This is a genomic window from Stappia stellulata (assembly GCF_020176715.1).
Lineage (GTDB): Bacteria > Pseudomonadota > Alphaproteobacteria > Rhizobiales > Stappiaceae > Stappia.
Genome location: NZ_JAIVMF010000018.1, coordinates 62,810 through 75,015, shown reverse-complemented (window position 1 = coordinate 75,015; position 12,206 = coordinate 62,810). Strand labels below are relative to the sequence as shown.

The 12,206-nt window shown below is 64.9% G+C and carries 12 protein-coding genes; 10 read left to right on the top strand and 2 right to left on the bottom strand.

Annotated elements, in window-relative coordinates:
- On the top strand, positions 1-600 hold a 600-nt coding region (locus tag LC092_RS17905), incomplete at its 5' end, for a VOC family protein (RefSeq protein WP_224808753.1).
- Between the two features lie 234 nt (positions 601-834).
- Here the strand turns inward: LC092_RS17905 and LC092_RS17900 are convergent.
- Positions 835-1,212 (bottom strand): MAPEG family protein, encoded by a 378-nt coding sequence (locus LC092_RS17900; RefSeq protein ID WP_224808752.1) that lies wholly within the window; start codon positions 1,210-1,212, stop codon positions 835-837.
- Between the two features lie 185 nt (positions 1,213-1,397).
- Here LC092_RS17900 and LC092_RS17895 point away from each other — a divergent pair, with 185 nt between their 5' ends.
- Both LC092_RS17895 and LC092_RS17890 read left to right on the top strand, forming a co-directional pair.
- Positions 1,398-1,760, top strand: a complete 363-nt coding sequence (locus LC092_RS17895) for a carboxymuconolactone decarboxylase family protein (protein WP_224808751.1) — start codon at positions 1,398-1,400, stop codon at positions 1,758-1,760.
- A gap of 128 nt (positions 1,761-1,888) precedes the next feature.
- A complete protein-coding gene (locus LC092_RS17890) occupies positions 1,889-2,338 on the top strand; it encodes a low molecular weight phosphatase family protein (RefSeq protein WP_224808750.1) in 450 nt (149 codons plus the stop codon).
- A 32-nt stretch (positions 2,339-2,370) separates the two neighbouring features.
- On the opposite strand, the gene LC092_RS17885 is transcribed toward LC092_RS17890, so the two are convergent.
- Positions 2,371-2,949 carry a GNAT family N-acetyltransferase gene (locus LC092_RS17885; RefSeq protein ID WP_224808749.1) on the bottom strand — a complete coding sequence of 193 codons (579 nt, stop codon included), beginning with the start codon at positions 2,947-2,949 and terminating at the stop codon, positions 2,371-2,373.
- Between the two features lie 219 nt (positions 2,950-3,168).
- On the opposite strand from LC092_RS17885, the gene LC092_RS17880 reads away from it, so the two are divergent.
- The 7 genes from LC092_RS17880 (at position 3,169) to LC092_RS17850 (ending at position 12,032) form a co-directional block, all read left to right on the top strand.
- Positions 3,169-3,738 (top strand): protease inhibitor Inh/omp19 family protein, encoded by a 570-nt coding sequence (locus LC092_RS17880; protein WP_224808748.1) that lies wholly within the window; start codon positions 3,169-3,171, stop codon positions 3,736-3,738.
- A gap of 33 nt (positions 3,739-3,771) precedes the next feature.
- A complete protein-coding gene (locus tag LC092_RS17875) occupies positions 3,772-4,194 on the top strand; it encodes a carboxymuconolactone decarboxylase family protein (RefSeq protein ID WP_224808747.1) in 423 nt (140 codons plus the stop codon).
- Between the two features lie 204 nt (positions 4,195-4,398).
- The gene (gene zapE, locus LC092_RS17870) at positions 4,399-5,565 is read left to right on the top strand and encodes a cell division protein ZapE (protein WP_224808746.1); all 1,167 of its coding nucleotides are present in this window, start codon (positions 4,399-4,401) and stop codon (positions 5,563-5,565) included.
- 118 nt (positions 5,566-5,683) lie between these two features.
- Entirely contained in the window at positions 5,684-6,646 is a 963-nt protein-coding gene (mdh, locus tag LC092_RS17865; RefSeq protein WP_224808744.1) for a malate dehydrogenase, read from the top strand.
- A gap of 75 nt (positions 6,647-6,721) precedes the next feature.
- Complete coding sequence (gene sucC, locus LC092_RS17860; RefSeq protein WP_224808742.1) at positions 6,722-7,921, top strand: ADP-forming succinate--CoA ligase subunit beta; 1,200 nt, start codon at positions 6,722-6,724, stop codon at positions 7,919-7,921.
- Complete coding sequence (sucD, locus tag LC092_RS17855) at positions 7,921-8,829, top strand: succinate--CoA ligase subunit alpha (protein ID WP_224808740.1); 909 nt, start codon at positions 7,921-7,923, stop codon at positions 8,827-8,829. Before sucC ends, sucD begins: the two co-directional genes overlap by 1 nt.
- 218 nt (positions 8,830-9,047) lie before the next feature.
- Positions 9,048-12,032 carry a 2-oxoglutarate dehydrogenase E1 component gene (locus LC092_RS17850; RefSeq protein WP_224808754.1) on the top strand — a complete coding sequence of 995 codons (2,985 nt, stop codon included), beginning with the start codon at positions 9,048-9,050 and terminating at the stop codon, positions 12,030-12,032.
- The last annotated feature ends 174 nt before the right edge of the window (positions 12,033-12,206 follow it).

Sequence of the window (12,206 nt, the reverse complement as noted above, 5' to 3'; positions counted from 1 at the left end):
AACAAGCTGCTCAAGCGTCACCATCTCGAGCGCTGTCTGATCCGGGCCGGGCTTCTTCAACATAAAAACAATGAATCAAAAACCCCCGGCCAAAGCCAGGGGTTTGTCAGCAGTCTGAGCCGCCCCTCGGGGCGGCTTTTTGCTGTGCGCAGGGCTTGCGTTCAACCCTGCGATGTGCTCGAATGTTCGTGTTTTGTTCATTTTCAATTTGGAGACGAGGCGATGCACAGGAGCCGGTTGGGCGTGGTGGTGATCGACTGTCAGGGCGAGGATGCTGCGGAGCATGAAGCGTTCTGGGCAGCCGCGCTTGGACGGGAGCGCGAGTCAGAACCGATCGATCCGAAATACCGCGATCTCAAGGGCCCGAAGGCAGAGGTCCGGGTTCTGGTCCAGGCCGTGGATCACGCCCCGCGCGTTCATTTCGACATCGAGACGGACGACATCGAGGCGGAGGTCGGGCGGCTGGAGCGGCTCGGCGCGACGCGGGTTGCGGCGCTCAAGGGCTGGGTGGTGATGCAGGCGCCGAGCGGTCACCGCTTCTGCGTGGTCAAGCCTCAGCGTCCGGATTTTGCCGAGAATGCAAACGTCTGGGCAGAGTGATCGCGGCGCGCGGACGGTTGGTGCATGCTGCCCGTCTTGAGCGGGCCGGGACAGCGGAGGCGCTGCCGTGAACGCCGTTTCGGCAAGACGGCGCTGGCGACACGTGGTCCGGGCTTTCCAGCGACGGATTGTCGGGGCGCGCCGCCTGCCGCTCGGCTTGCCGCCAGCCGGGTGCCGCAGTCGTGTCGCCGGTCATGCCCGCATGCGATCTGGCGGATGAACCGAGGAGCTCCATCAGCTCCACACGGGGCTGGTGAAGATCGCGACGCTCGACAGGAAGCCGACGGCCCAGGCGATCGAGCGCGGGGTGGCGCGGTCGCTCCAGTAGCAGGCGATGTAGATCAGCCGCGCGCCGATGAAAAGCCCGGCGAGTTGGTCGATCCAGCCGGCGTCGCCGCCCTGCCACAAGCCGACGATGACTGCCACCGCGAAGATCGGGAAGGCCTCGAAGCCGTTCGCCTGTGCGCCGGCGGCGCGGCCGCGAAATCCGCTCTTCCAGTAGGCCGGGTCGCGCGGATTGGCATTGTCGAAGTCTTTCGACAGCTTCGCCGGGAAGGCGGAAAGGATCGGCAGGATGGCGGCCGCAAGAACGCACCAGATGGCGAATGGCATGGAAAATATCCTGAGCTGACGGGTTGGCTGCCTCTTGCTTCTGGTTTTCGCCCTTTTCGTCGCCGCGTCAAGGTCGCAGCCCTTGCGCCCGGGGATTTGATCCAGCGCATGGCGCGCGGGGGCGGCGGATGCTGTGTCTTGGAAAATGGCCTGGGAGGTCATCACCACACCAAGGAGACAGACGCATGGCCGTCAGTGACTGGAATGCCTTTATCGCCCAGACAGATGCGCGCATGGGCGAGCTTCGCAGCGGGATTCCCGGTGTCGCGAAGGGGTTTCACGAGATTGCCCGCTCAGCGATCGGAGCCGGCGCGCTCGATTCCAAGACCAAGGAGCTGATCGCGCTGTCCATCGGCATCACGGTCAGATGCGACGGCTGTCTCGCCTATCACGCCAAGGCCGCCGCCCGATACGGCGCGACGCGTGAGGAGGTGATGGAAGCCATCGGTGTTGCCGTCTACATGGGCGGCGGCCCGTCGATGATTTATGGCGCCGAAGCGCTGGCGGCCTTCGACAGCTTTTCCGGTTCGCGTGCGGATGCCGGATAGGCTCGCGATCCCAATCTCGTCACGAAGTCGCCGGAACTCATCCGGGTTTCGTCATACTGCCGTTTTGCCGGAACGTTACAGCTTCCCGCGGGTTGAAGAGGGGCGTGACGCAAACGGCAGGAACTGGCATGACGACAACAATCTTGTTTGTATGCAGTGACAATGCGGGCCTCAGTCCGATGGCGGAGGCGTGTCTCAATGCCGTCAGCGACGGCAGCCTGCGCGCGTTTTCCGCAGGCCTTGCGCCCGCCAGCCACCTGGCCCCGGCAACCGCGCGCGTGCTGGCGGAAAACGGCATCCCCTGCGGCGGTCTTGTGCCGAAGCCCTGGGAGCTGTTCGCGTTGCCGCATGCGCCTTCGCCGGATGTCGTCGTTGCGCTGACGCCGGGGGTTGCGGCCGCAACCGGCCGGATCTGGGGCGGGCCGACCCGCCACATGTGCTGGTCACTCGCACCCGGGCGGGAAGCGGCAAGCCCGATCCAGCAGGCCCGGGACACCTTCGCGACGCTGCGGCGGGAAATCAGGATGCGATTCGCTGGCGGCGGGACCGATCGCCGCGTCTTGCGGCGATCGGCGTGACAAGGTGCCCAATCGCCGGCGCCTTGCCTCCCTCAGGGGCGGCCGCGCAGCATCGCGCGCGAGCCGTCGATCCAGCCGCCGAGGGTGCCGAAGACGTCCGACGTCTGTTCGCGCAGGTGGCTGAACGGCGAGGCCGAGCGCGGATCGATGCGGCCGACGATGTCGCCCATCTCGAAGGTCAGGTCCTTGGTGAACTTGCGGGCGAGCTGCTGCATGGCCCGGTTGGTCGCAAGGCAGTTCATGTAGATGCGGTGGCAGCCGCGGTTGCGCGCGGCGATCAGGGTGAGTTCCATCAGCCGCGTGCCGACACCGGCCTGCCGGCAGATGTCTTCCACGGAAAACGCGGCCTCCGCCGTGCGGATGTCGCCGCAGGGGCGCAGTTCCGCCACGGCGCGAAGATGTCCGTCGACGACGTAGCCATGCAGGACCGCGTCCAGCGAAAAACTGGTCTCGGCATAGCAGCGCAGGAAGGCGTCGCTCGCCGGCATGGCGAAACGCGCGCGACGGGCGCCGGGGTCGAGGCGCAGCAGATGGTCGCGAAACCGCGTCTGGTCGGCAAAGGTCAGCTTGCGAAAGTATCCGGTTGAGCCGGCTTCTGGTGTATGCGGCATGGGGCGCTCCTGGTCGAGTTGCGCCACTCCTTGAAGGTCTCCCCAGACCGAACTCACACTCTGGCCTCTTTACTGCGGCAGTTTGATGGCGAGCTTGACGGTTGCGTCAACGATTTGGTCACCATAAACGTCGAGGATCGACATGGGCAGCCCGCAATCCGGTGCGCTAGACTGCGTCACCGATTCCTGCCGGACGGACAGCACAAGGAAGAACAGCGCATGATCGGAACCGCCCCGCTTCGCAAGGCCCGGCTGAGCAAGCAGATGACCGCCGTCATTTGCGTGACCCTCGCGCTCGCAGGGTGCCAGCGGCTCGGCTATGGCAACCGCTCGGCGCCGCTTCCGGCGACGCCGACAGCGCCGGTTGCCAGCCAGTCGCTCGAGCCGCTCGACCCGACTCTGACCCAACAGGACATGCAGACGCTGGACGGGACCGCGCCGCTCGACGGCGAAACCCAGGTCGCCGGCGTCGATCCGCTCGCCGGTGGCCCGCCCGCAGGCGCGCGCGAGATCGGGCGCAGCGACATGCTGGGCGGCTGGTCGCTGGCCTCGGGGGCCGACAATTGCAAGCTCTTCATGACGCTCACCACCTGGGAAGGCGGCTACCGGGCCAACTCGCGCGGCTGCGCGACGCCGACGCTGCAGACCGTCTCCGCCTGGGACCTGCAGGGCAAGGAGGTGATCCTCAAGGACAACACCGGCGCCACCGTCGCGCAATTGTACGCGACCGGAGCGGAGCGTTTCGCCGGCCGCACCACCAGCGGCGCGCCGATTTCCGTGTTCCGCTGAGCGCGGGGCCGACGCTGAACTCGGAGACATCCCATGTCGATCTGGCCCGTCCTGGACGATGCCGCGCTGCCCGAGCGCTCCGCAGCCGTGATCGCGGACATCAAGGCAACGCGCAACACCGACTTTATCAACAACTTCTGGCGCGTCCTGGCGAATGATCCGGCCTTGCTGGAACGGACCTGGGGCAGCCTCAAGGAGGTGATGGGGCCGGGCGAGATCGATCCCCTGACGAAGGAGATGCTCTATGTGGCCGTCTCCATCGTCAACGGCTGCGAATATTGCATTCGCTCGCATACGGCCGCTGCGCGCGCCAAGGGAATGAGCGAAGGGCAACTGGGCGAGCTTCTCGCCATCGTCGGCATGGCGAGCGAGACCAACCGGCTGGCAACCGGGCTACAGGTCCCGGTCGATACCGCGTTTTTGCCGGCGTCCTGCGAGGACGACGGGCGGGCATAGACGCGGTCCCTTCGGCCTCGTCGTCGCGATTGCGCCTCCCGTTCGCCGCCAATCTCTTGCAGCGCCTCCTTCGCCGCGCTATCCCCGCATGGCAAAAGCTGCTTGCGAGGGTCACGTGACGTTTCTTCCGGATGCCCATCCAATTTCAGGTCCCTGCCTGTCGATGTGCCCCGTTTCGCCGCTGGCGCGCAAGGACTGCCGGCGATGACGGTCTCCAACGCACGGTCGTCCGGCATCGCCATCACCCATACGGTGGACGGGCGCTACAAGGCGCTGATCGAGGCGGGGGAGATCGAGTTCGATCCCGCCCAGGCGCAGGTCGTTGCCGCTCTCGACCGGCTGAACGCCGTTCTGGCGGAAACCGGTCCCGCATCGAAAAAGAGCGCGCTCGGCTGGCTTTTCGGCAAGCGCGGCGCAGCGCAAGATACGCCCAAGGGGCTTTACGTCTGGGGCAAGGTCGGGCGTGGCAAGACCATGCTGATGGACCTGTTTTTCGACATCGCGGTCGCCCGCAAGAAGCGGCGCGTGCATTTCCACGAGTTCATGGCCGATGTGCACGAGCGGGTGCACCGGGTCCGCGCGGCGATCCGCGACGGCGAGATCGCCGGCGATGATCCGATTCCCCCGGTGGCCGCGGAACTGTCGCAGGAAACGCGCCTTTTGTGTTTCGACGAGTTCACCGTCACCGACATTGCCGACGCGATGATCCTCGGGCGTTTGTTCACGCGGCTGTTCGAGCAGGGTGTCGTGGTGGTCGCGACGTCCAACGTCGATCCCGACGATCTCTACAAGGACGGCCTCAACCGGGGGCATTTCCTCGGCTTTGTCGAGCTGCTGAAGACCCGGGTCGATGTGGTCTGCCTCGACGCACGGACGGATTATCGGCTGGAGAAACTCGCCGGTGCCCCGCTCTACCTGACGCCGCTCGGACCGGAGACGGATCGCGGGGTGGAGGAGCTGTGGCGCAAGCTGACCCATGGGCTGAAGGCCCACAGCGAGGAGCTGGAGGTCAAGGGGCGGCACATTCCGGTGTCGCGCACCGCAGCCGGCGTCGCCAGGTTTACGTTTGCGGAACTTTGCGAGCGGCCGCTGGGAGCTGCCGACTACCAGCGCCTGGCGTTGTCCTACCATACCTTCGTGATCGAGGGCGTTCCGGTGATGGACCTGCCCCAGCGCAACGCCGCCAAACGGTTCATCAACCTGATCGACACGCTCTACAACAATCGCAACAAGCTGGTTCTCTCGGCCGAGGCGGAGCCGGAAGAGCTGTATGTGGCCACGACCGGGACCGAATCCTTCGAGTTCCAGCGCACGGTTTCCCGGCTGATCGAGATGCGGTCCGAGGACTGGCTGAGCGAAGGTGACTCATAGGGCAGCCTGACGCCCTATCCCTTCGATTGGCTTGCGCCCCGGCGCCAAACGGTTTATCGCCATGCGCGACCGTTGATGCGGTATGTGCTCCATTTTACGTAAAGGGAAGCAATAGGATATGGCTCGGAACAAGATCGCTTTGATCGGCGCGGGACAGATTGGCGGCACGCTCGCCCACCTCGCCGGCCTGAAGGAACTCGGCGACATCGTGCTCTTCGACATTGCCGAAGGAACGCCCCAGGGCAAGGCGCTCGACCTTGCTGAATCCTCGCCGGTCGACGGCTTCGACGCGAAGCTGTCGGGCGCGAACTCCTACGAGGCGATTGCCGGTTCGGACGTGGTGATCGTCACCGCCGGCGTGCCGCGCAAGCCGGGCATGAGCCGCGACGACCTTCTGGAAATCAACCTGAAGGTGATGGAGCAGGTCGGTGCGGGCATCAAGGCGCATGCGCCGGATGCTTTTGTCATCTGCATCACCAACCCGCTCGACGCGATGGTCTGGGCGCTGCAGAAGTTCTCCGGCCTCCCGGCGAACAAGGTCGTCGGCATGGCCGGCGTGCTCGACAGCGCCCGCTTCCGCTATTTCCTCGCCGAAGAGTTCGACGTCTCCGTTGAAGACGTCACGGCCTTCGTGCTGGGCGGCCACGGCGACACCATGGTGCCGCTGACGCGCTACTCCACGGTTGCCGGCATTCCGCTCCCGGATCTGGTCAAGATGGGCTGGTGCACGGCCGAGCGTCTTGAAGAGATCGTCCAGCGCACCCGCGACGGCGGCGCCGAGATCGTCGGCCTCTTGAAGACCGGCTCGGCCTTCTATGCCCCGGCGTCTTCCGCGATCGCCATGGCCGAGAGCTACCTGAAGGACAAGAAGCGCGTCGTGCCCTGCGCCGCGCATCTGACCGGTCAGTACGGCCTCAGCAACACCTACGTCGGCGTGCCGGTCGTCATCGGCGCCAATGGCGTCGAGCGGGTCATCGAGATCGAGATGAACGCAGACGAAAAGGCGATGTTCGACAAGTCCGTCGCCTCCGTCGACGGCCTCGTCGAGGCCTGCAAGAAGATCCAGCCGGCGCTGGCCTGAACCAACACATGCGGGAGGCCTCGAGCCTCCCGTTTCGCATGACGCGAACCGTCTCCGACACTGGGGGAGTGACGCATGAATATCCATGAATACCAGGCCAAGCAGGTGCTCAAGGCCTTTGGCGCGCCGGTGGCAAACGGCGTTCCGATCTTTTCCGCCGACGAGGCCGAGGCCGCTGCCAAGCAGCTTCCCGGCCCGCTCTGGGTGGTGAAGTCGCAGATCCACGCCGGCGGCCGCGGCAAGGGCAAGTTCAAGGAACTCGGCCCCGACGCCAAGGGCGGCGTTCGCCTTGCCTTCTCGATTGACGAGGTCAAGGCCCACGCCGCCGAGATGCTCGGCAACACGCTGGTGACCGCGCAGACCGGCGACGCCGGCAAGGTCGTCAACCGCCTCTACATCGAGGACGGCGCCGACATCGAGAGCGAGCTCTATCTCTCCATCCTCGTCGACCGCACCGTCGGTCGTCCGGCCTTCGTCGTCTCGACGGAAGGCGGCATGGACATTGAGGCCGTTGCCGAAGAGACGCCGGAAAAGATCGTCACGCTGCCGATCGACCCGGACACGGGTGTGACCGAAGCCGACGCGACCAAGCTCTGCGACGCGCTGAAGCTTGAGGGCGATGCCCGCGCCGACGGCATGACGCTCTTCCCGATCCTCTACACCGCCTTTGTCGAGAAGGACATGGCGCTGCTCGAGGTCAACCCGCTGATCGTCATGAAGGACGGGCACCTGCGCGTTCTCGACGCCAAGGTCTCCTTCGACGGCAATGCGCTGTTCCGTCATGACGACATCATGGAACTGCGCGACAAGACCGAGGAAGACGCCAAGGAAATCGAGGCCTCCAAATACGACCTCGCCTATGTGGCGCTCGATGGCGACATCGGCTGCATGGTGAACGGCGCCGGCCTTGCCATGGCGACCATGGACATCATCAAGCTCTATGGGGCCGAGCCGGCCAACTTCCTGGACGTCGGTGGCGGCGCCTCCAAGGAAAAGGTCACCGCGGCCTTCAAGATCATCACGTCGGATCCGAACGTGAAGGGCATCCTGGTCAACATCTTCGGCGGCATCATGCGCTGCGACGTGATCGCGGAAGGCGTGGTCGCGGCCGTGAAGGATGTCGGCCTGAAGGTTCCCCTCGTCGTGCGCCTCGAGGGCACGAACGTGGAACAGGGCAAGAAGATCATCAATGAGAGCGGCCTGAACGTCATCGCCGCCGACGATCTCGACGACGCGGCGCAGAAGATCGTCAAGGCCGTGAAGGGGGGCGCATAATGTCCATTCTCGTCAACAAGGACACCAAGGTCATCGTTCAGGGACTGACCGGCAAGACCGGCACGTTCCACACCGAACAGGCGCTTGAGTATTACGGCACCAAGATGGTCGCCGGCGTGCACCCGAAGAAGGGTGGCGAGACCTGGTCGTCCGGTCTCGACAGCGCGGCCGAGCTCCCGATCTTCGCCACCGTCGGCGAAGCCAAGGAAGCGACCGGCGCGGACGCCTCCGTGATCTACGTCCCGCCGGCAGGCGCCGGTGCGGCGATCATCGAGGCGATCGACGCGGAAGTCCCCTTCATCGTCTGCATCACGGAAGGCATTCCGGTTGCCGACATGGTCAAGGTCAAGCGCCGGCTGGAGAAGTCCAACTCGCGGCTTCTCGGGCCGAACTGCCCCGGCGTCCTGACCCCGGAAGAGTGCAAGATCGGCATCATGCCGGGCTCCATCTTCAAGAAGGGCTCGGTCGGCGTCGTGTCGCGCTCCGGCACGCTGACCTATGAGGCGGTGTTCCAGACCTCCAACGCCGGCCTCGGCCAGACGACGGCTGTCGGCATCGGCGGCGATCCGGTCAAGGGCACCGAGTTCATCGACATCCTGGAGATGTTCCTCGCCGACGACGAGACGCAGTCGATCATCATGATCGGCGAGATCGGCGGCTCGGCCGAGGAAGAGGCCGCACAGTTCCTCAAGGACGAGGCCAAGAAGGGCCGCTCCAAGCCGATGGCGGGCTTCATCGCCGGCCGCACGGCGCCTCCGGGCCGCACCATGGGCCATGCCGGCGCCGTGATCTCCGGCGGCAAGGGCGGCGCGGAAGACAAGATCGAGGCCATGGAATCGGCCGGGATCAAGGTCTCGCCGTCCCCGGCCAAGCTTGGCGAAACCCTTCTTGAAGTTCTGAAGGGCTGACCCCACGTGGTCACGGGAAATTAACCGTGACCGCAGCACCATATCGGTCACGGGACCTTCCCTTGGGGCACGTTCCCGTGTACCGATGGTATTGTTTGGACTGACAATGGGGTTGGCGCGGGACACGCCCTGCGCCTGCCCATCCCACATCCGTTCTCTGGGGCGCTGCGTGAAAGGGCTCCCCTCAACAGGCGGGCGGGGGATACCCCGCTTTTGTGATGGCTCGGCAAGACGCGAACACTGCATTCGCGATGACGTCGTTTTTGTACGGCGGCAACGCAGCGTATATCGAAGATCTTTATGCGCGCTTCAAGGAAGATCCCGGCTCTCTCGACGAGACCTGGCGTGACTTCTTCTCAAACCTCTCCGATGAAAAAGCCGATGTGCTGAAAGAGGCGCGCGGCGCGTCCTGGAAGCGCAGCGACTGGCCGGTGACGGCCAATGGCGACCTGGTCAATGCCTTCGACGGCAACTGGGCGCCGGTCGAAAAGGCGCTCGGCGACAAGATCAAGTCCAAGGCGGAAGTCGCCGGCAAGACGCTGAGCGATGCGGACGTCCAGCAGCAGACGCGCGATTCCGTGCGCGCGCTGATGATGATCCGCGCCTATCGCATGCGCGGCCATCTTCACGGCGATCTCGATCCGCTCAATCTCAAAGAGCGTGTCGATCACGAGGAGCTGCATCCGTCGGCCTACGGGTTCACCGAGGCGGACTGGGACCGCAAGATCTTCATCGACTACATGCTGGGCCTGGAATTCGCGACCATCCGCGAGATGCTGGGCATCCTGAAGCGGACCTATTGCTCCACGCTCGGCGTGGAGTTCATGCATATCTCCAATCCGGCCGAGAAAGCCTGGATCCAGGAGCGCATCGAGGGGCCGGACAAGGAAATCGAGTTCACGCCCAAGGGCAAGCGCGCGATCCTCAACAAGCTGCTGGAGGCCGAGGGCTTCGAGAAGTTCCTCGATGTCAAATACACCGGCACCAAGCGCTTCGGCCTGGACGGCGGCGAGGCGCTGCTGCCCGCGCTCGAGCAGATCATCAAGCGCGGCGGCGCGCTGGGCGTTGAGGAAATCGTGCTGGGCATGGCCCACCGCGGCCGCCTCAACGTACTCTCCCAGGTCATGGGCAAGCCGCTGCGGGCGATCTTCCACGAGTTCAAGGGCGGGTCGTTCACGCCCGATGACGTGGAAGGCTCGGGCGACGTCAAGTATCACCTCGGCGCCTCGTCGGACCGCGAGTTCGACGGCAACCGGGTGCATCTGTCGCTGACCGCCAACCCCTCGCATCTGGAGATCGTCGATCCCGTGGTGCTGGGCAAGGCCCGCGCCAAGCAGGACCAGCTTTCGGCCGTCGACGGGCGATTCATCGAGACGACCGAGGTCGACCGCTCCAAGGTGCTGCCGCTGCTGCTGCACGGCGACGCCGCGTTTGCCGGCCAGGGCGTCGTTGCCGAATGCCTTGGCCTGTCGTCCCTGCGCGGTCACCGCACCGGCGGTTCGATCCATGTGATCATCAACAACCAGATCGGCTTCACCACCAATCCGCGCTTCTCGCGCTCCTCGCCTTACCCTTCCGACGTGGCGAAGATGATCGAGGCGCCGATCTTCCACTGCAATGCCGACGATCCGGAAGCGGTCGTCTATGCGGCAAAGGTCGCGACGGAGTTCCGTCAGCTCTTCGGCAAGCCGGTGGTGATCGACATGATCTGCTACCGCCGGTTCGGGCATAATGAGTCCGATGAACCGGCGTTCACCCAGCCGATCATGTATCGCAAGATCCGCAAGCATCCGACGACGCTGCAGATCTATGCGGAAAAACTGATCGCGGAAGGCGTCCTCACCTCCGAGGAGCTGGAAAAGATGCGCGGCGACATCCGCGCGCGTCTGGATGCCGAGTTCGAGGCCGGACAGGCCTACAAGCCGAACAAGGCCGACTGGCTGGACGGCAAGTGGGCCGGCATGAAGCAGGCCAAGGATCTGGAAGATCCCCGTCGCGGACAGACCAGCGTCTCCAACGAAGATATCGACCGCATCGGCAAGGCGCTCACCAGCGTCCCCGAGGGCTTCAACGTGCACCGCACGATCCGCCGCTTCCTCGACAACCGCAAGAAGATGTTCGAGACCGGCCAGGGCGTGGACTGGGCAACCGCAGAGGCGCTGGCTTTCGGCTCGCTTCTGCTCGACGGCCATCCGGTGCGCCTGTCGGGACAGGACTGCGAGCGCGGCACCTTCTCGCAGCGTCACTCCGTCCTCTACGACCAGGAAGACGAGAGCCGTTTCATCCCGCTCAATCACCTGAGCGAGACCCAGTCGCGCTACGAGGTCATCAACTCGATGCTCTCGGAAGAGGCCGTGCTCGGCTTCGAATACGGCTACACCTTGAGCGAGCCGAACGCGCTGACCCTTTGGGAAGGCCAGTTCGGCGATTTCGCCAATGGCGCGCAGGTGGTCTTCGACCAGTTCCTGTCGTCGGGCGAACGCAAGTGGCTGCGCATGTCCGGTCTCGTGTGTCTGCTGCCGCACGGCTACGAGGGCCAGGGTCCGGAGCATTCCTCCGCCCGCCTCGAGCGGTTCCTGCAGATGTGCGCGGAAGACAACATGCAGGTCGCGAACTGCACGACGCCGGCCAACTACTTCCACATCCTGCGTCGCCAGATGAAGCGCGACTTCCGCAAGCCGCTGATCCTGATGACGCCGAAGTCGCTTCTGCGTCACAAGCGTGCGGTGAGCCGGCTGGACGAGTTCACCAACGGCTCGACGTTCCACCGCCTGCTGTGGGACGACGCGCAGATGGATCCAGACGCCGGCATCAAGCTGGTCGCGGACGAGAAGATCCGTCGCGTCGTCCTGTGCTCGGGCAAGGTCTATTTCGACCTGTTCGAGGAGCGCGAGAAGCGCGGCATCGACGACGTCTATCTCCTGCGCGTCGAGCAGCTCTATCCGTTCCCGACGAAGGCTCTGGTCACCGAGCTCGCCCGGTTCAAGGACGCCGACATCGTCTGGTGCCAGGAAGAGCCCAAGAACATGGGGTCCTGGTTCTTCATCCAGTCCTATGTCGAGTGGGTCCTGACCCAGATCGAGGCAAAGCACACCCGGCCGCGCTATGTCGGACGCGCCGCCTCCGCGGCGACCGCCACCGGCCTGATGTCCAAGCATCTGGCCCAGTTGCAGGCCTTCCTCGACGAGGCGTTTGCAGATTGACCTTGAGGTCCCGGCCGCCGGCAACCCGTGGCCGGGACCCCTTGCAGCATTTCGTGACCTTCCGCCCCGCCATGCGTCGCGGGCGGCAAGGCCAGGGGGCGGATGGCGCCCCGACGTTTCGCACGCGGAGCGATGCAGTCTCCGCGCTGCCAGTGGATGAAAGAGACTGAGATC